This window comes from Tenacibaculum caenipelagi (assembly GCF_004363005.1).
Classification (GTDB): Bacteria; Bacteroidota; Bacteroidia; order Flavobacteriales; family Flavobacteriaceae; genus Polaribacter; species Polaribacter caenipelagi.
On sequence record NZ_SNYH01000001.1, the window covers coordinates 329937 to 349360 of the forward strand.

Below are 19424 nucleotides of genomic sequence, written 5' to 3' on the forward strand. Positions count from 1 at the left end.
TGCTGTTATATATCAATAATTAATGCCATATGATCACTGGTGCTTCGTATTCTCCGATAGTTAGCCCATCCTTTAAATCTACTTAAAGCTCCAATATCTCCTGGGTTGTATCCTCCAACACCATTAGGCCCAAAAGGAGGTAAAGGCAATGCAACAGGAAGATTGGCTATGTTCTGATCCATTCCTGTTTCATAAACATAATATCCTTCAGGAGCATTACCTGGTGGATTTACAATTCTATTATAAGGAGTTCCTGTAACCCTATTAGCAATGGTTATATTAGCTGCAGGCCCTCCTGCATTAGCACCATATCTTGTTAGTATATTATCTACACTAGAAAAAGAATCTTGAATCACATATTCGTACCCAGAATATCCATTAGTATCCCAAGGTCTTGCATTATTGTGAGATCGTAACATAGTACATACATATCCTTTATCAGGCCACTGGTTAGCTGTTGGATTTATGGCTCGAGTATATCCAGCAGCTCCTGTTAAATTATTATATGCTATAGGTTCAAAATATGTATTGAAAATATCTACATTAAAATCTCCTACAATAACCCCTACTTCATTAGCAGCAAGGTTTACAGTCATTTCTTGAATATTAGATAATTGATTTGTTCCATTAGCCGCCTGATTTTTTTTTGGCGAAGCATGAAAAGACATCAGTTTAATGGTTCGATTATTCGCATTATCCCAAAAAGTCGTGAGGTAGGGAGTTCTATTAAAGTTATTAGGAAATCCCAATACGGGTCCTGGTGCCACGCCTACTCCTGGGCCTCTAAACTGCCATTGTCCTGCAAGTTGTCTAAAAGCACGATTAGCATTAATATTAGAATTTGCATTTACATTGCCTAAAGGGAGAATAGTATTCCAAGGGTGTGCATAGTTTACAAGATTCATAGCGCCTATATTAGCAACAGAATCAGAAGCATTGCCTCCTCCTTGCCAGCCCCAAGGCCCAGTAAAATCAAGGTTTGCACTGTTATAATATACCGATATTCCTTCAGTAACTCCATTCAAACCCAGCCTAACAGGAGGTATTAACATCCAATTAGCTCCCAGCCAATTACGTATAAGCCCCAAAAGGTAACGGGATCCTGTAGATCCTCCTGCGCTTATCAAAGTTCCTGGAGCTCCACCTCCTGTACTTGTTTCTACCACAACAAAGATATCAGGAGTATTTTGGGTTAATGTTGTTCTGATTACATCCCGTCTGTATCCTGATTCTGGGGTTTGCAAACGATTACCATTAAGGTCTCTTTTTTTACCTATTTGATTAATCTTATTAATACCAAACTGCTGTATATTCCAATAGAGTATTCTCGCCATGACCTATGATTTAGTTTTATTATACGCAGCGTACCACCCTAAACTTTTGGCAGTAGCTCCTGGGTTTGGATTTCCAAAAAGCAAAAAATTGGTACTTCCTCCTGGTGGAAGTTTGAGAATCCCTAAAAATTTTAAGGCTATTTTACTCAATGTCATTAGGTATGACTGTTGAGCTTCGACATATTCTAACTTTAAAGTATCAATAGATAATTTTAAAACTCCTTGTAAACTAAGAAGTTTGGCGTTACTGCTAGTTCCTGGAAGTTTTATCCCTACAAAGGCATTATAAGCAGTATCGGTAGCTTTGTTCCCCGGACTCCAAGCAATCAATAAACTTGCATTAAAATCAAGTGATGATGCTAACTCTCCAGGTGTTCCCATATTTAAAGTCATTTCGAGTCCATACCAGTTTCCTGATAGTCCCCTAGTATTAATCCCTGGTAAACTTAAATTAAGGTACCCTAAACTAGGAGGCATAGTATCATCATCTCCGCTGACAAGATTATTGATTTGAAGTGCAAAATTGGGATATAAACTTAGTTGCCTAGCTGTACTGAGGTTGGAGTTAAATACTATGTTTGAAGCATCAAAAGCGTAATCTACCACAGTAGGTGTGCTGATATCAAATGCCATATCAATATATAAATTGCTATAATTCAAACCATCTATAATATCTGAATCTGTACCATCTCCATTTCCAAAAGAAAAAGCATCCAAAACAATAGTATTTTCTTCTATTTCATCAGTTGCGGGAGTGGTAGTTTTCATTACTGCATAGTTTAAATATCCCCACATCGTAAAACGAGATTCTATATAAGTTGCTATAGGATCTGTCGTTAAGGTGTTAAATTGAATCTTTGTAATCTCTACATTTTTAAGAAGGTTACTATCAAAGTAGAATAAATTGTCATCGTTATTTTCAAATACATATACCGGTGTACCATCATGATCTTGATATGTACCATCTAGCACTACCGTATTTAGAGTTTTAGAACCATATTTATTATTCGTACCTATAATGGTATCAGAAAATAAATTGTTCATTGTTAATTGCACCTTACTCTGGAAAAACTTAATAGCAGTGTTTTCAAAAAGAACTTGTAATTGAAGTACCTTAAAATCGTAAGTAGCCCCGGCTAACGGTGGTACAGGTTTATTAATATTTAGTCCTTGTAATAGTTGTTGTTGATAAGCTGTATCTAAATAGTTGATGAGTCCAAAAAGAGAACTGTTTTTTTCCATTTGAATTTCACCATCAGCATTGACTTTATTGACTTCTATTCCAAAATGATGTGCATTAAATCTAGTTAGATTGATACCAGATATCAATCCTTTTAATTGCTGAGGAAACTCTTGTAAATCAATATCTGCTTTGAGCACTAAAATTCCATTCCATTCTTTATTATTGATAATATTATGGAACTTTTCATACAGAATCGCCTGATTACTTTCAGGATGTTCCAGACCATATTGATAAGCTTTTTCAGCATCTTCTATATAACTCTGTATCCAAGAAGAAATAGCAATCAACTGTTGATAAGCATTCGCTGGGTCATCTACTCCTTCTGTATTAAAAGTATTAGGTTGAGTCCACGTTTTCGGATCTTTAACCCTTTCTAATAAGGTTCCTTTACAAAATTTAAATATGACTACGTTGTTATAATCAGCATATGTATTTGTGGTTCCTACATTAATATCAAATGGCCAATCCTCTATAGACATTTTATTATTAAATATAGCTTCTGCTGTAGTTTGTCCTCCTTGTTCTCCACTTTTAGAAAATAGTGTTCCTAAATGATTACTTTGAGTTGCTACCAAAAACTGCTGATTGGTTAAAAAAGCGCTTTGTAAGGTAGTAGATAGGTTAATAAAACTCATCTGGTATTGAGATGGGTTAGTTGGCACCTGATTTTCAGGATATAAATATTCAGGTATCGCCCCTTGATGAATATCATTTTGCCCAAGATTGAGCATACTCCATGATCCATTATCGTTTACATTAGCTATTAATCCTTGGGGAGTTGTAGAGCTTGTATAACTACTATCCTCATTACTTAACAGCTTTGCTCTTTTAATTGCACTTTTTGACGCTCTTTGCTGAGTTAATTGTTTTGTTATAAGAGTTTTTCTTTCTTTACTAAGTACTTCAGACTCGAAAGTCGTCAAATTATCGTCTTCTGGTTTTGGGGAATCCACTTCCATTCCTAGGTATGGAGCAATAGGTACATAAAAATCTTGTTGAGGCATATCTATACTGGGTTCATAAAACCCCAATAAATTAGATTTACCTGTATTAGCCTGACTTACCCCATGATCTTTAGCAAATAAAGAGGCACCTTCTGGTTGAGAAACATATTGAACATTTTCTGCTATCTCTGATATAATATTTGCCCAACTTGTTAAATAAGTATTTTCTAAGGTTGGATTATTGGTTCCTGGATTGATTAGTGAAAGTTCTTGTGCAGGAAAATTGGGTGCGTAAGCTGGTTGTTTACTTTTAAATCGTATTATATCTCCGGTTGGAGCTTCATTTTTTATTGAATACGGTGTGAAGGTAATAACTTCAGTTCCTGATAACCCTGGTAAAAAATCAAACTGACCATTTTCATCTGCTTGATTCGATTCTGGATCCAGAAAAAAATCTCCCTCAGGTTGTAAATAGAATCGTTCCGTTTCATTGATATCTCTAGGTGAAATAAGCAATAAGGAACTATTAGGCAAAGGGGTTAAGTTATTAGAAGGATTTGTGTTTTCAATTAAATTGACTTTTGGCCATAAAGCAATAGGATACCCTGTGTTTATTGAAAAAAAACTGGGTAAACAACAAGGTTTCTCCTCTTTTGTGCTGCTGTTAAAAGTAGTTCCTGTAAAAGCAAAATAAGTATTTAAGTCATTTTTATTCCCTATATCTAAAGGATTAATCGCTGCTTGAGTCATTGCATACTCTACTTCAGATTGGGGCTTAAAAATTGGGTAGCTGTATTTTACAATACTACTATTGGTTGGTTCTTGATAGTAGTAAGAAGTATCTAAAAAAAAGGCTTTAAAGTCACTTTCTAAATTAAAACCTAACGGAAAGCTAAATGCCCCACAATTATATTGAGTAAATGAGACAGACACATCTTTATTAAGTAAAGTATTGCTCCCGTATTCTTTACTGTCAAACGAAATATTAGGGCTATTAGAATCATAGCTTAACTGTATTTGTGTAGCTGCTCCTTCTGGAATAAAAGATACTTCTGTATTGTTTCTTATAGATAATGTTGCAAAACCATTTCCCATAGTATAATTAAAGGTTTGACTAACCTTAATTACATTTTGAGAGTTCACATAAAAGTTAATCGCTATAACATTCTCTTTGGTCGGTTTTGAATTTATATCTAATAACCAAGCTGTGGTTATATTGTTAGTAAAGTTCTGTCTATATGCTTGCAAATAAGCTCTGACTTCATCAATGTACTCGGTAATATTTTCTTTATCAGGAGTCGTTTCGGCAAAAAGAAAATAAACAGAAAGAGTTGTTGCTTTTGATAAGGTAAGTGTTGATTCTTTATAGGTTGAATCTTCTGGTAATACTACAGCTGACCACTCACCAAGTTCTGGCGTTATATTTGTATATAATAATGGATTACCAGAATCTACATTACTAAATAGAGTTCCTGTTGTATCTTGAAGGGTTGATGCCATAATATTAGAATAAGCTAGCTGTGTGTAAAATAATGTGGTAATACAATGTGAATATCACAACCGAGCTACAGAAAATACAACTCAAAAAAGTGTTATGACATACTACAAACTATTTATCCTTAGGACATAAAATAGATACAATTACTATTATGTCGTAAGGTGATAAATTAGATACAATCAGTTGACTTCCTTTAAAATCTGCAACAGCAATAAGTTGTTGTCTAACTGTCAAAACATGTATACCATTAAATGGGGTATTATCGTTAAATTTTACATTATTAGTATCTCCAGTATTAACAACAGTTGCCTGTTGAGCTTTACTAATATTATTGATATAACAAATACATTGAGACCCATTATTGGTATTTAATACAGCATATTCATTCTTCAAAAGCACTATCGTATCCAGTTTGGATTTTGTAATGCTTTGAGAAAACGCTGTATTACTAGCAAATACAAAAAAGGCAAGGATTGTACATATAATATACAATCCTTTTTTTTTATTAACCTTGAGTAGTTTGTGCCTGAATTTCAGCAGTTGCATCATTCTGAACGTTAGTAATGTTGGAAATGGTTACTTGAGCACCTAAAAAATCTCCATTACACACCACACTATAAGAAGGTGAATTTGGCGGAACGTTGAATAATCCGTTTGCAGGCTTAGCAACGCCATTATCATAACAATTAACGCCTCCAGGTACACCTGCGATAGTAAAAGATAAGGTATTAGCTCTACTCGAATTTGTAATAGTAAGAGTAGATTGCGAACCGTTTGCAGTATTCCAAGTTGCAAATTGACCTGAATCAATTGCTGCTGAACCTTGTTGATTAATTACTGGGTTTTGTGTTACTGTAGTTGACATGATATAAAAAGTTTAATTAGTTAGTGGTAACGAATTTACCTTCTTTAACTAATCATATAGAAAAAAAAACTATAAGCGTAATGATACAAAGTATTAATGGTTATAAATTCAATATGAGTGTTTTAAATAAAAAATATACTAGTCTTCTTATCAATTATTGAGTACTCTTTACCCCTAAGTCTTACTAGGTTTTCTACACACTATACCAATAACTGCCATTATCTTTTTAACTTAATATTTATCAAAAACAAAAAAACCTTACTATTTCTAGTAAGGCTTTATGTGATCGCGACAGGATTCGAACCTGTGACCGTCTGCTTAGAAGGCAGATGCTCTATCCAGCTGAGCTACGCGACCTTTGTTTGTCGGGGTGGCAGGATTCGAACCTGCGACCTCCTGCTCCCAAAGCAGGCGCGATGACCGGGCTACGCTACACCCCGATTGGGTCATCTACAATTTTTTGCGGAGAGACCGGGATTCGAACCCGGGCATCCCGAAGGATGACAGCTTAGCAGGCTGCTGCATTACCACTCTGCCACCTCTCCTTAATTCTTACCGAAGTGTGAATTAAAAATTGCGAGTGCAAATGTATAACTATAAATACGTTTCTACAAACTTTTTCTTGAAAAAAAACACCTATTCTGGATACTCAACTCGTAAGTGATAGATATTCATCAACTTATTCTTAATAATTTTTTTAATTTTTTCTATCTCTCTAAAAGTAATATCCGAATTTATGAACTGATTATCGTTTTTTTGCTTATCAATAATTCTATCGATCAACTGATCTATAGATTGTGCTGTTGGATTTTTCAAGCTCTTAGAAGCAGCTTCAGAAGCATCACACATCATTAAAATAGCTGTTTCTTTTGAAAACGGAATTGGTCCTTTGTATTGGAACTTCTTAATATCTACTTCAGGATTATTTTCTAACTCCATTTTATAAAAATAATAGGTAACACTTGTTCCGTGATGAGTTCGAATAAAATCGATTATTCTGTCTGGTATCTTATGCTTTTTAGCTATTTCTATTCCGTTAATTACATGATCTAAAATGATACGAGCACTATCTACTGGTAACAAATCATTATGCGGATTCACTCCTGTGGATTGATTTTCTGTAAAGTACATTGGCGTCAACATTTTTCCTATATCATGATACAAAGCTCCAGTTCGTACCAACATCGAGTTTGCTCCTATTTCATTAGCTGCTGCTTCTGCCAAATTAGCTACCTGCATAGAATGTTGAAAAGTTCCTGGTGCTTTTTCATTCAAATCTCTTAAAAGCTTTGAATTTGTATTAGACAATTCTAGCAATGTTACATCAGAAACCAATCCGAACAATTTCTCATAAAAATAGATAAAAAACACTGCTAAAAAAGATAACAATCCGTTAGCCGCAAATAGTCCAAAATACATCCAGTTTATTTTATCTGCATTTCCTTCTTTTAAAATAGAAAAAGCAAAATAGGTAATCATATAAATCAATGTAATTTGCCCTATTGACATAAATAAGCTCGCACGCTTATACAGTTCAGAAACCGTTAAAATAGTTACAATTCCTGCTATAATATGTAAATAAATAAATTCAAAACTGTTAGGAACAATAAACCCTAGTAATAATACTGTTAGAACATGAGTAAACAAACCTAAACGCGCATCAAAAAAAGCTTTTAATACAATTGGTAAAATACTTAAAGGCACAACATACAAATAATCAGAATTATACTTAACCACCATAGTTTGCACTAAAATCATTAAAAAAACATTGAAAAAGATGAATGTTACTTTGTTGTTGTCATTAAATATTTCAAGTCTATACCTTTCTAAAAAAAGCAACAACATTAACAATGCAAACGCTACTAGAATTGTATATCCAAAAACAATCCAACTATAATTTGATTTTGTCCAAATTTGAGAACTTGAAGCTACTTCGTACGATTTTAAAACATTGTATTTTTTTCCTTCAACAATATCCCCCTTTAAAATTATTAACTCTCCTTTTGAAACCTTCCCTTTAGCATAAGAAATGCTTTTTAAGAGCTCTTCCAGTTCTTTTTCACTATACTTATAATCATACGCTACATTTGGCTTTAAATTGCTCGACAAGTAATTTATCAATATTCTTTGTTTATAATATTGAAGCTCTTCTGCATTAGTTCGTAAAAAACTTAAAATATCTTTGGATTGTATTAACCTAGAAAAAGGAACATCATCAATTGAATTTCCTTTTCTTAAAACTACTACATCATTCCTATTCGCTTTATCTCTACTCGCATCATCTAAAAAACCATAAGCATATATTTTATCAATAATAGCTTCTCCTTTTTTAATTAAATCTCTTATGGTGTAATTTGATAAAGAATCTAAAGAATTGAGATCTCTAGAAAAGGAAGTGAATACTTCTTTTTTCACAGTAGTATCAAGTACAAAATATTTTTTAGAACTCGACACAAGTTCTTTTCTTTCGGTTTCTATCTCTTCAGAAGTTTTCTGAATTGCAAAATCAAAAGGAGCATATAAATTATCATACTGCCAAGGTTTTCCTTGTGGGAAATCATACTTAAATTGTCCTCCTTTCGGAAATAAATACACAATAGCTATCACAGTTATTAAAAACAACAACACTTTATAAATTATGGTATTGTTTTTATACAACCTATTGATTAAATCGTTCATTTTTGATGTTTATAAAATGTAAATATAACCTTTCTCTATTATTTGAGTACTTGTTATAAAATGGTTATTTTCGCAAAACAAATCTTAACACAACGTATTCAATACAATAAACCTACCCTAGTTATGGTTTATGAATAGAGAATAAAATTAACAATATAAGCACATGAAAGAAGTAGTAATAGTATCAGTAGCTAGAACTCCGATTGGTAGTTTTTTAGGAACCTTATCAACTACACCTGCACCAAAATTGGGTGCTGTAGCCATTAAAGGAGCTTTAGATAAAATTAACTTAAAACCAGAAATGGTTGAAGAAGTTTTTATGGGAAATGTAGTTTCGGCAGGTTTAGGTCAAGCACCAGCTCGTCAAGCTGCTATTTATGCAGGAATTCCCGACACGGTACCTTGTACTACTGTAAACAAAGTGTGTTCTTCAGGAATGAAAGCTATCATGTTAGCTGTACAAACTATTGCTTTAGGTGATGCTGAAATCGTTGTCGCTGGTGGTATGGAAAACATGAGTATGATTCCTCATTACCAACATGCTAGAACTGGTAGTAAATTTGGCCCTATCAAAATGGAAGATGGAATGCAAAAAGATGGATTAGTAGATGCTTATGAGCAAGTAGCTATGGGAGTTTGTGCTGATGAATGTGCTGTTGAATATGAGTTCTCAAGAGAAGATCAAGATGCTTTTGCTGTTGAATCATACAACCGTTCTGCTAAAGCTTGGAGCGAAGGAAAATTTGCAGATGAAGTTGTTCCTGTTGAAATACCTCAACGTCGTGGTGAGCCTATCATCTTTTCAGAAGATGAAGAGTATAAGAATGTAAAAATGGAAAAGATTGCTGCTTTACGCCCTGCCTTTACAAAAGAAGGTACAGTAACTGCTGCGAATGCATCCACTATTAATGATGGAGGAGCTGCTTTAGTATTAATGTCTGCTGAAAAAGCTGCTGAATTAGGGTTAACTCCATTAGCTAAAATTAGAGGATATGCCGATGCTGCTCACGAACCAAAATGGTTTACAACAGCTCCTGCAAAAGCCTTACCAAAAGCCTTAGCTAAAGCTGGAGTTTCTATTGATGATGTTGATTATTTCGAATTAAACGAAGCTTTCTCTGTAGTAGGGTTAGCCAATATGAAAATCTTAGGTTTATCAGCTGATAAAGTAAACGTAAATGGTGGTGCAGTATCTTTAGGACACCCTTTAGGTGTTTCTGGTGCTAGAATTATTATTGCGTTAACTTCAATATTAAAACAAAACAACGCTAAAATTGGTGCTGCCGGAATTTGCAACGGTGGTGGTGGTGCTAGTGCAATGGTTATTGAAAGAGTTTAATTTTTTTAAAGTCCCAACTAGCAGATGCCCTTTGGAATTTGTAACTTAAGTATCGTTCCTCTTCGGTTAGAACCTTCTGATGCTTCAGAAATGGTAAACCAAGTTGTTTTCGGCGAACACTTTGAAGTTTTAGAAAAGTCTAAAAAATGGAGTAAAATCCGATTAGCTTTCGATGACTATGAAGGGTACATCGACAATAAACAATATGAAGATATTTCAGAAGAAGCACATGTACTTTTATCAAAAGAAAAAAAACATTACGCTGGCGAGTTAATTGATTTTATTACTGATAATAAAAATAATCTAACCACCATACCTATGGGAGCTCGTCTTCCTTTATTCAAGAACAATAAGATTAGTATTAATGATACTTCTTATTCTTATGATGGTAAAGTTTGTAGTGGTAAATTAGCAAAATCAACCATAATTGAAACAGCTTTTTTATTCTTAAACGTCCCTTATTTATGGGGTGGAAAATCTCCTTTCGGAATCGATTGTTCAGGATTTACCCAAACTGTATATAAATTATGTGGACACGACCTTTTACGCGATGCTAAGCAACAAGCTACGCAAGGTGAAGTATTAAGTTTTATTGAAGAGAGTGAACCTGGTGATTTAGCTTTTTTCGATAATGAAGAAGGCATCATTACCCACGTCGGCATTATTATGAATGATTATAACATCATTCATGCACATGGTAAAGTTCGTATTGACAAATTAGATCATAGTGGTATTTATAATATAGATACACATCAACACACACATAAGCTAAGAGTTATTAAACGATTAATAAATTAAAAAACAACTCTTTTAAACATAAAAAAACCGAAACTAATTAGTTTCGGTTTTTTTATTTAAACTTTAATATTATTTCATTGATTGGTATAAATCTCTATATTCAGATGCTTTATCACTCATCTCTAAAACTTCATATAAATTCATTAAAGTCTTAACTGTATCTAAAGATCTTTTTAAACTATCAGCCTTTTCTAAAAATGGTAGAGCTTCTTTATAAACTCCCTTTTGTTTTGCTGCTAACTCATCATATTTTTTGAAATTTGATAAGTTTTTATTCATTTCCTCTACAATAGCTTTCTCTTGATCTAAAACCACTACAGCCAAGTTCATATAAGCATCAGCATAATCAGGTTTTAACTCAATTGCTTTATTGTAATACTTTTTAGCCTCTTCCATTCTACCTTGGTTAAAGTTTACAACCCCTAGATTATAAAATAAAGTAGGGTTATTTGGATCTAAAGCAACAGCCTCACTCATTAACTCTCCAAACTTATCCATTTTACCTAACTTTACATACATATCTGCTTCGTTAAGTAACAAATTTAAATCTTTTGGATTCGCTTTTCTTGCTTCAGCTAAAGCTGCTATAGCCTCATCAGTTTTCCCTTGCTCTTTTAAAATTAAAGCAACATTCTTAACTATTGTAGCTGTTTTAGATTCTGAAGCTTTTGTTTCTGGTTTAACATAACTACCCGACTTAACCATTAAATCTCTTTGTTTCTTTGACCCTAAATCTTCTACTTTACCAGTAGCTTTATTAGTCGCTAAATATTGAGTTTCAATACCAGTATAACCAATTTTCTGTAGTTCTTTATAATACTCAATAGCTTTATCATAATCTTGAGCCTGAGTAGCAGATACCGCAGCATTATAAGCAAAAGAAGTATCTGTAGGACTTAATACATATGTTAAATAAAAATTATCAGCAGCATTTTTATAATCTTTTTTATTATTATATAAATCTACTGCCTTATTTGACACTTCTTGAATCATTTGATTCATAATTGGTTGAGCCTCTCCAGAATATTTACTTTCCTTCATTGCTAACAAAGCCTTGAAAGATTCTGCAGCTCCTTTGTAATCTTTTTTAGCAGCTAAAGCCTTCCCTTTCAAAAAGTAGAATTTAGATTTATATTTATCTTCACCATTCATCATTAAAGATCCTTCAATAGTATTAAGGGTATTTAATGCCGTAGTAAAATCTTGTTTCTTTATCGCTTTTTCAGCATCTTTTAATTCTGATTTCTGAGCCACCGCCCCTAACGACATTAATCCTAAAGAAAGGGCTAAAATTTGATTTTTCATTTTAGTTATGATTTATTTATTGTTGTTCTTGACTTTCGTTTGTTTCGTTTTCAATTTCCATGCCATTTTCTTCTTCGTCATTTTCATGCATAACTTTTGCAACAGCAGCAATATCGTCACTATCTTTAATATTGATTAGTCTAACTCCCTGAGTTGCACGTCCCATGACACGTAAATCTTCTACTGCCATACGGATTGTTAACCCAGATTTGTTGATAATCATTAAATCATTAGAATCATCAACATTTTTAATCGCAACTAAGTTACCTGTTTTTTCTGAAATATTCAATGTCTTAACTCCTTTACCTCCACGGTTAGTAATACGATAATCTTCTATTTTAGAACGTTTTCCGTATCCTTTCTCAGAAACTACTAAGATATCACTCTCTAAATCATCAACAGCAACCATACCTATTACCTCATCTTTATCATGTGCTAAAGTAATACCACGAACCCCAGAAGCTGTTCTACCCATTGGACGTGTTTTTTCTTCTTCAAAACGAATAGCCTTACCTGACTGTAATGCTAACATCACTTGACTATCTCCTGTTGTTAATTTAGCCTCTAGTAATTCATCTCCCTCTTTAATGGTAATTGCATTAATACCATTAGCTCTTGGACGAGAATATTGCTCTAAAGGTGTTTTCTTAACTTGACCTCGCTTTGTTGCCATAATAACATAATGATTGTTGATGTAATCTTCATCTTTTAAATCACCTGTTACTAAGAACGCTTTTACTTTATCGTCTTGCTCAATATTTATTAAGTTCTGAATAGCTCTACCCTTTGTGTTCTTTCCTCCTTCTGGAACTTCATATACACGCATCCAGAATACTTTACCTTTTTGAGTAAAGAACAACATATATTGATGGTTGGTACCAACGAATAAATGCTCTAAGAAATCTTCGTTACGAGTAGTTGCGCCTTTTTGTCCACGTCCTCCTCTATTCTGAACTTTATATTCATCAAGATTAGTACGCTTTACATATCCTGCATGTGAAATAGTAACTACTACTTTAGAATTAGGAATCATATCTTCGATTCGCATGTCTCCTCCTGCATATTCAATTACTGAACGACGCTCATCTCCATATTTTTCTTTGATGTGTAATAATTCATCTTTAATAATTTGGTAACGTCTTGGTTCATTGGCAAGAATATCTTTCAAATCTGCAATAGTCTTAATGATTTCATCATACTCAGAACGTAATTTATCTTGCTCCAGTCCTGTTAACTGACGTAAACGCATTTCAACAATGGCACGTGCTTGAATTTCTGTTAATTCGAAACGCTCCATTAATTTTTCACGTGCTTCATCTGCATTAGAAGAACCTCTAATAATTGCAATAACCTCATCAATATTATCAGAAGCAATAATTAATCCTTCCAAAATATGTGCACGAGCTTCAGCTTTCTTTAATTCATACTCTGTTCTACGTACAATTACTTCGTGTCTGTGCTCTACAAAATAGTGAATTAACTGCTTTAAGTTTAATTGCTCTGGACGACCTTTTACTAAAGCAATATTATTTACACTAAACGATGTTTGTAATTGCGTATATTTAAATAATTTATTTAAAACAATATTAGGAATCGCATCTCTTTTTAATACATAAACAATACGCATTCCGTTACGATCAGATTCATCACGAATACTTGCAATCCCTTCTAATTTCTTTTCATTAACCAAGTCAGCAGTTTTCTTAATCATCTCTGCCTTGTTAACTTGATAAGGAATTTCAGTTACAATGATACACTCGCGTCCTTTAACTTCTTCAATCGTTGCTTTTGCTCGCATTACGATACGACCTCGCCCTGTATGAAAAGCATCTCTTACACCATCATATCCATAGATAATACCTCCTGTTGGAAAGTCTGGAGCTTTGATGTGTTGCATTAACTCATCAATTTCAATATCTCTATTATCAATATAAGCAATCGTACCATTAATAACTTCTGTTAAGTTATGTGGCGCCATATTAGTAGCCATACCTACGGCAATACCTGATGCTCCATTTACTAGTAAGTTAGGAATACGAGTAGGCAATACAGTAGGTTCCTGTAAAGTATCATCAAAGTTTAACTTATGATCTACTGTATCCTTTTCAATATCAGACAACATTTCTTCTGATATTTTTTGCATACGCACCTCAGTATAACGCATTGCTGCTGGACTATCACCATCTACCGAACCAAAGTTTCCTTGCCCATCAACCATCATATAGCGCACACTCCAGTCTTGTGCCATACGTACCATAGAATCGTATACCGAAGTATCTCCGTGTGGGTGATACTTACCCAACACCTCTCCTACAACTCTTGCAGATTTTTTATATGCTCCAGTAGCTTTAATTCCTAACTCATGCATACCGAATAAAACTCTTCTATGCACTGGTTTTAAACCATCTCTTACATCTGGTAACGCTCTGGATACTATCACCGACATTGAATAATCGATGTATGCTGACTTCATTTGCTCTTCGATGTTGATAGGGATCAACTTTTCGCCATCTGCCATATATTTTCTTTTAAAACATTAGTACTTATTTTCGTCAAAAAAGTGAATTTTACACTTGATAAAACTCACTTTTGAAATGCGCTATTATTTGCTGCATTTTCTAAAACATTGCAAGATAATACAACCCTCAGTTTTACACAAAAAATATCTCTATTGTTTTAATATACTTATTAACAATTTCGCTAGTTTTTAAACACAAAAACGCCTTATTTTATTAGTCAGAATGTCAGTTAAAAACTATTGGCACTTTTTTTGTAATTTTTACAAAAAAAACTTATTAACTTTACAGAGACAGAAAACAAATTTATGGACGATAATTTTTCACCACAGGTTAGAGATGTTATTACTTTCAGTAAAGAGGAAGCCTTACGACTAGGCCATGACTTTATTGGAACAGAACATCTTTTGTTAGGTTTGATAAGGAAAGGTGACGGAAAAGCCATTGAAATATTAACTACTTTTGATGTAGACTTAGATTTAGTTCGCAATAAATTAGAAAAGTTAAATCCGACAATTCCATCCATAGCAAACTCTCAAAGAAAGAGCTTACACCTTACAAGACAAGCAGAAAAAGCAATAAAAACAACGTTTTTAGAAGCTAAATTATACCAAAGTAGCGCTATTGACACAGCTCATTTATTGTTATGTATTTTACGTAACGAAAATGATCCTACAACAAAACTACTTCAAAAGTATGATGTAGACTATGAGCAAGCAAAAAGCTTATATAAAGAATTACATGTAGATGATGACACGTATATTTCACCAGTAGATGAAACACCATCTGATGATGATTTTGCTGATGAAAAAACAAACCCTTATGGTCAACAACCACAAAAAGGAAAGCAAGTAAAAAAATCTAAAACTCCAGTTTTAGACAATTTTGGGCGCGATTTAACTGCCTTAGCTATTGCAGGAAAGTTAGACCCTGTAGTTGGCCGTATAAAAGAAATTGAACGCGTTTCTCAAATCTTAAGTAGACGTAAAAAGAACAATCCAATGCTAATTGGTGAACCTGGTGTTGGTAAATCTGCTATTGCAGAAGGATTAGCCTTACGCATTGTAAACAGAAAAGTTTCAAGAATTCTATTCGACAAACGTATTGTTTCATTAGACTTAGCTAGCCTTGTAGCCGGTACAAAGTATAGAGGTCAGTTTGAAGAACGTATGAAAGCGTTAATGAACGAGCTTGAAAAAAATGATGACATCATATTGTTTATTGATGAGATCCACACTATTGTTGGTGCTGGAGGCGCTACAGGTTCATTAGATGCTTCTAACATGTTAAAGCCTGCTTTAGCTAGAGGTGAAATTCAATGTATTGGAGCCACTACTTTAGATGAGTACAGAACAAATATTGAAAAAGACGGTGCATTAGAGCGTCGTTTTCAGAAAGTAATTGTAGATCCTACTACTGTTGAAGAGACAATACAAATTCTACACAACATTAAAGGAAAATACGAAACACATCATAATGTTACTTTTACCGATGAGGCTATTGAAGCTTGCGTAAAATTAACCAACCGTTATATGACCGATCGCTTCTTACCAGACAAAGCTATTGACGCCTTAGATGAAGCGGGTTCTCGTATTCATATTACAAATATTGTAGTACCTCAACAAATTTTAGAGCTTGAAGAAAAGCTTGAAGAAATTCGTGAACGCAAAACCAAAGCAGTTAGCGGACAAAAGTATGAGGAAGCTGCAAAACTTAGAGATGATGAAAAAAATATTGAAACAGCTTTAGAATCTGCTCAACATCAATGGGAAGAAGATTCTAAACTACATCGTGAAACTGTTACTCAAGATAATGTAGCTGAAGTAGTTTCAATGATGACAGGAATTCCTGTAAATCGTGTTGCCGAAGCAGAAAGCAGTCGTTTAGCAGAATTACCTCAATTAATCAAAGGTAAAGTAATCGGACAAGAAGAAGCGGTAACCAAGGTTGTTAAAGCCATTCAAAGAAACCGCGTAGGATTGAAAGATCCGAACAAACCTATTGGTTCGTTTATTTTCTTAGGTTCTACTGGAGTTGGTAAAACACAATTAGCAAAAGTATTAGCTCGCGAGTTGTTTGACTCTGACGATTCTTTAATTAGAATTGACATGAGTGAATACATGGAAAAATTTGCAATTTCACGTTTAATCGGTGCACCTCCAGGATATGTTGGCTACGAAGAAGGTGGTCAATTAACCGAAAAAGTACGCCGCAAACCTTACTCTGTAATTTTACTAGATGAAATTGAAAAAGCGCACCCAGATGTATTTAACATGCTATTACAAGTATTAGATGACGGACACATAACTGACAGTTTAGGTCGTAAAATTGACTTCAGAAATACCGTTATTATTATGACATCCAATATTGGAGCTCGTAAATTAAAAGATTTTGGTAGCGGTGTTGGTTTTGGTACCTCTTCAAAAAAAGAACAGGAAGATGCCAATGCAAAAAGTATTATTGAAAATGCTTTGAAAAAATCATTTGCTCCTGAGTTCTTAAACCGTATCGATGATGTTGTTGTTTTCAACTCATTAGAACGTGAAGATATTCACAAAATCATTGATATTGAATTAGACAAACTCTTAAAACGTATTGAAGACATAGGCTACAACTTAACTTTGAGCGAAAAAGCCAAAGACTATATTGCAGACAAAGGTTTTGATAAACAATACGGAGCAAGACCTTTAAAAAGAGCGATTCAAAAATATATTGAAGATGCTTTAGCTGAAGAAATCGTGAATTCTAAACTAAGTGAAGGTGATACTATTTTCATGGATTTAGATGAGAAAGACAAAAAACTCATTATTAGAATTGAAAAAGGCGAAAAACCCAAAGAGTCTAGAACAGAAATAGACGAAGACAAATAAATAAAAAATCCCAAGTAAATAACGCTTGGGATTTTTTTATCCCCTTCATTTTACCCAACTCATAAACTAGTTTCATTTATCCCTAATAATTGAACTTAATAAAATTAAAAAGATTAATTATTAACTATAACAACTAAACTATGAACTCAACAAATGAAAACCAAATTACCCCTTCAAGAATTATGGAAGTAGGCATGGGTTTTTGGGCTTCAAAAACCTTACTTACTGCAGTTAAAATGGGGTTATTCACACATTTAGCCAAAGGGGGACTATCAGGAAAAGAAATTCAAGATAAGCTCAAACTTCATGATAGATCTCTTTTCGACTTTCTTGACACATTAGTTGCTTTAGGCTTCTTACAGCGCTCTGGATTAAAAGAAAGTGCTATATATAGTAATTCTGAAGACTCCAACTTGTTTTTAGACAAAAACAAACCAAGTTATATGGGAGGCATATTAGAAATGTCTAACAACAGATTGTATCCTTTTTGGAACGACTTAGAAGAAGCTTTAATTACCGGAAAACCACAAAACGAGACAAAAAATGGTGGCAAGCCGCTATTTGAAGCAATTTATGCAGATGAAAATAAGCTCCGAGAATTTATACACGGAATGTCAGGTGTTCAGGCTGGAAATTTTATGAAGTTAGCTCGTGATATTGATTTTTCCAAATACGACACCCTTTGTGATGTTGGTGGCTCTGGAGCTACTCTATCCATACAAATTGCAAAAAACAACCCACATATAAAATGCATCTCTTTTGACCTTCCCGAAGTAGAACCAATAGCCAAAGAAAATGTAAACCATTTTGGTTTAAACGATAGAATAGAAATTCGCTCAGGTGATTTCTTTACTGATGAATTACCCAAAGCAGATGTTATTACCATGGGAAACATCCTACACGATTGGGGAACAAAAGATAAATTAATGCTCATAAAAAAAGCCTATAACGCCCTACCTAAAGAAGGAGCGCTAATCATTATTGAAAACATCATTGATGATGACAGAAACAAGAATGCTTTTGGTTTAATGATGTCGCTAAACATGCTTATTGAAACTGATGAAGGCTATGACTTTACGCTCTCAGACTTTAATAAATGGGCAAAAGAGGTAGGTTTTAGCGATGCTAGAATGATGCATTTAACGGGTCCTGCAAGTGCCATTATTGCTGTTAAATAATTCTAAAAATTAAAAAATATCGAACCAAAATAGACAAAGACATTTAAAAAACAATACTGAGAATGAAGAACCTAAGCTATAGCTTAGGTTTTTTTATTAGATTTGTCCCTCAAAAAATTGAAAAGAAATAAATTGCTAGAAATTCCGCATACACTTCCAAACAAGCAGTATAACAGTAATTTTATTACGTATATAAATCAACCGTAACACACTAACAAAGAACACTTTGAAAAAACTATTAATATTTATAACATCCTTATTTTCTGCAAACGTAAGTTCTCAAACGAAATTTGATTTGGATACGGTTTTGAAAATCGAAAGACGGGATATGATTGTGATGGAAATTGATTCATACCTGAACGAAAAATCAGAATATGGAGAAAAGATTGAGAAACTGAATTCATCACAACGGACTTTCTTTTTTATAGAAAATTTAGAGCGTGAAATTAACAATGGTGGATTTAATCAATTCTATTTCAATTCGAGCGGGAATTTTAGCCAAGAAACTGTTTCTGCACTTTTGGAAATCGGAGCAAATAAAACAGCGGAAATTGTAAAAAAAGCAAACTCAGAATTTAAAAATGGAACTGTACCTAAGGAGAAAGCTGAAAGACAAAATGAACTGGAACTGATTGAAGAAAAGGCAGAAGAAAACTGGAATAAATGTGATTCTGAATTTTATGAATATCATGATAATTTGACCGAATTATTAATTGTCTTTGTAATTAAAAATAAAATGGAATTTAAAAAATAACGTGTTAAAACAAAGTATATAAAAAATTGCTAGGTTTAGCTAAACCAAAGTTAGTTAGTTAGTTACTTGTTTGCTTGCTTTTGAATTTCCTTCGGAAAAAT

General features: G+C 33.6%; 12 protein-coding genes and 3 tRNA genes. 5 read left to right on the plus strand and 10 right to left on the minus strand.

Going from position 1 to position 19424, the window contains the following annotated elements; genetic code table 11:
- Positions 1-5 precede the first annotated feature (5 nt).
- From DFQ07_RS01400 to DFQ07_RS01435, 8 genes are all read right to left on the minus strand, one after another.
- Positions 6-1334 (minus strand): exonuclease/endonuclease/phosphatase family protein, encoded by a 1329-nt coding sequence (locus tag DFQ07_RS01400; protein ID WP_133534497.1) that lies wholly within the window; start codon positions 1332-1334, stop codon positions 6-8.
- A gap of 3 nt (positions 1335-1337) precedes the next feature.
- Positions 1338-5021 (minus strand): hypothetical protein, encoded by a 3684-nt coding sequence (locus DFQ07_RS01405; RefSeq protein WP_133534498.1) that lies wholly within the window; start codon positions 5019-5021, stop codon positions 1338-1340.
- Between the two features lie 109 nt (positions 5022-5130).
- Positions 5131-5418 (minus strand): hypothetical protein, encoded by a 288-nt coding sequence (locus tag DFQ07_RS01410; protein ID WP_133534499.1) that lies wholly within the window; start codon positions 5416-5418, stop codon positions 5131-5133.
- A gap of 106 nt (positions 5419-5524) precedes the next feature.
- Entirely contained in the window at positions 5525-5884 is a 360-nt protein-coding gene (locus DFQ07_RS01415) for a hypothetical protein (protein WP_133534500.1), read from the minus strand.
- 283 nt (positions 5885-6167) lie between these two features.
- Positions 6168-6241: transfer RNA gene (locus tag DFQ07_RS01420), tRNA-Arg, on the minus strand.
- Positions 6242-6249: 8 nt separating this feature from the next.
- A tRNA-Pro gene (locus DFQ07_RS01425) sits at positions 6250-6324 on the minus strand.
- A 23-nt stretch (positions 6325-6347) separates the two neighbouring features.
- A tRNA-Ser gene (locus tag DFQ07_RS01430) sits at positions 6348-6429 on the minus strand.
- Between the two features lie 91 nt (positions 6430-6520).
- Positions 6521-8563 carry an HD family phosphohydrolase gene (locus tag DFQ07_RS01435; protein WP_133534501.1) on the minus strand — a complete coding sequence of 681 codons (2043 nt, stop codon included), beginning with the start codon at positions 8561-8563 and terminating at the stop codon, positions 6521-6523.
- 163 nt (positions 8564-8726) lie between these two features.
- On the opposite strand from DFQ07_RS01435, the gene DFQ07_RS01440 reads away from it, so the two are divergent.
- Positions 8727-9902, plus strand: coding sequence for an acetyl-CoA C-acyltransferase (locus DFQ07_RS01440; protein WP_133534502.1), 1176 nt, complete (start codon positions 8727-8729; stop codon positions 9900-9902).
- A 24-nt stretch (positions 9903-9926) separates the two neighbouring features.
- The gene (locus tag DFQ07_RS01445) at positions 9927-10700 is read left to right on the plus strand and encodes a C40 family peptidase (protein ID WP_133534503.1); all 774 of its coding nucleotides are present in this window, start codon (positions 9927-9929) and stop codon (positions 10698-10700) included.
- A 69-nt stretch (positions 10701-10769) separates the two neighbouring features.
- On the opposite strand, the gene DFQ07_RS01450 is transcribed toward DFQ07_RS01445, so the two are convergent.
- Positions 10770-12005, minus strand: coding sequence for a tetratricopeptide repeat protein (locus tag DFQ07_RS01450; protein ID WP_133534504.1), 1236 nt, complete (start codon positions 12003-12005; stop codon positions 10770-10772).
- A gap of 16 nt (positions 12006-12021) precedes the next feature.
- Positions 12022-14523, minus strand: coding sequence for a DNA gyrase subunit A (gene gyrA, locus DFQ07_RS01455; protein ID WP_133534505.1), 2502 nt, complete (start codon positions 14521-14523; stop codon positions 12022-12024).
- A gap of 306 nt (positions 14524-14829) precedes the next feature.
- Here gyrA and DFQ07_RS01460 point away from each other — a divergent pair, with 306 nt between their 5' ends.
- The 3 genes from DFQ07_RS01460 (at position 14830) to DFQ07_RS01470 (ending at position 19323) form a co-directional block, all read left to right on the plus strand.
- Entirely contained in the window at positions 14830-17391 is a 2562-nt protein-coding gene (locus DFQ07_RS01460) for an ATP-dependent Clp protease ATP-binding subunit (protein ID WP_133534506.1), read from the plus strand.
- Between the two features lie 140 nt (positions 17392-17531).
- Complete coding sequence (locus tag DFQ07_RS01465; protein ID WP_133534507.1) at positions 17532-18569, plus strand: methyltransferase; 1038 nt, start codon at positions 17532-17534, stop codon at positions 18567-18569.
- Between the two features lie 226 nt (positions 18570-18795).
- Positions 18796-19323: a DMP19 family protein gene (locus DFQ07_RS01470; RefSeq protein ID WP_133534508.1), complete on the plus strand. Its 528-nt coding sequence runs from the start codon at positions 18796-18798 to the stop codon at positions 19321-19323.
- Positions 19324-19424: the final 101 nt, after the last annotated feature.

Excerpts from the sequence above, each read along its gene's own strand:
- DFQ07_RS01405 (WP_133534498.1), bottom strand. The coding sequence starts at position 5,021 with ATGGCATCAACCCTTCAAGATACAACAGGAACTCTATTTAGTAATGTA.
- DFQ07_RS01445 (WP_133534503.1), top strand. The coding sequence starts at position 9,927 with ATGCCCTTTGGAATTTGTAACTTAAGTATCGTTCCTCTTCGGTTAGAA.
- DFQ07_RS01450 (WP_133534504.1), bottom strand. The coding sequence starts at position 12,005 with ATGAAAAATCAAATTTTAGCCCTTTCTTTAGGATTAATGTCGTTAGGG.
- DFQ07_RS01400 (WP_133534497.1), bottom strand. The coding sequence starts at position 1,334 with ATGGCGAGAATACTCTATTGGAATATACAGCAGTTTGGTATTAATAAG.
- DFQ07_RS01440 (WP_133534502.1), top strand. The coding sequence starts at position 8,727 with ATGAAAGAAGTAGTAATAGTATCAGTAGCTAGAACTCCGATTGGTAGT.
- DFQ07_RS01460 (WP_133534506.1), top strand. The coding sequence starts at position 14,830 with ATGGACGATAATTTTTCACCACAGGTTAGAGATGTTATTACTTTCAGT.
- DFQ07_RS01435 (WP_133534501.1), bottom strand. The coding sequence starts at position 8,563 with ATGAACGATTTAATCAATAGGTTGTATAAAAACAATACCATAATTTAT.
- DFQ07_RS01415 (WP_133534500.1), bottom strand. The coding sequence starts at position 5,884 with ATGTCAACTACAGTAACACAAAACCCAGTAATTAATCAACAAGGTTCA.
- gyrA (WP_133534505.1), bottom strand. The coding sequence starts at position 14,523 with ATGGCAGATGGCGAAAAGTTGATCCCTATCAACATCGAAGAGCAAATG.
- DFQ07_RS01465 (WP_133534507.1), top strand. The coding sequence starts at position 17,532 with ATGAACTCAACAAATGAAAACCAAATTACCCCTTCAAGAATTATGGAA.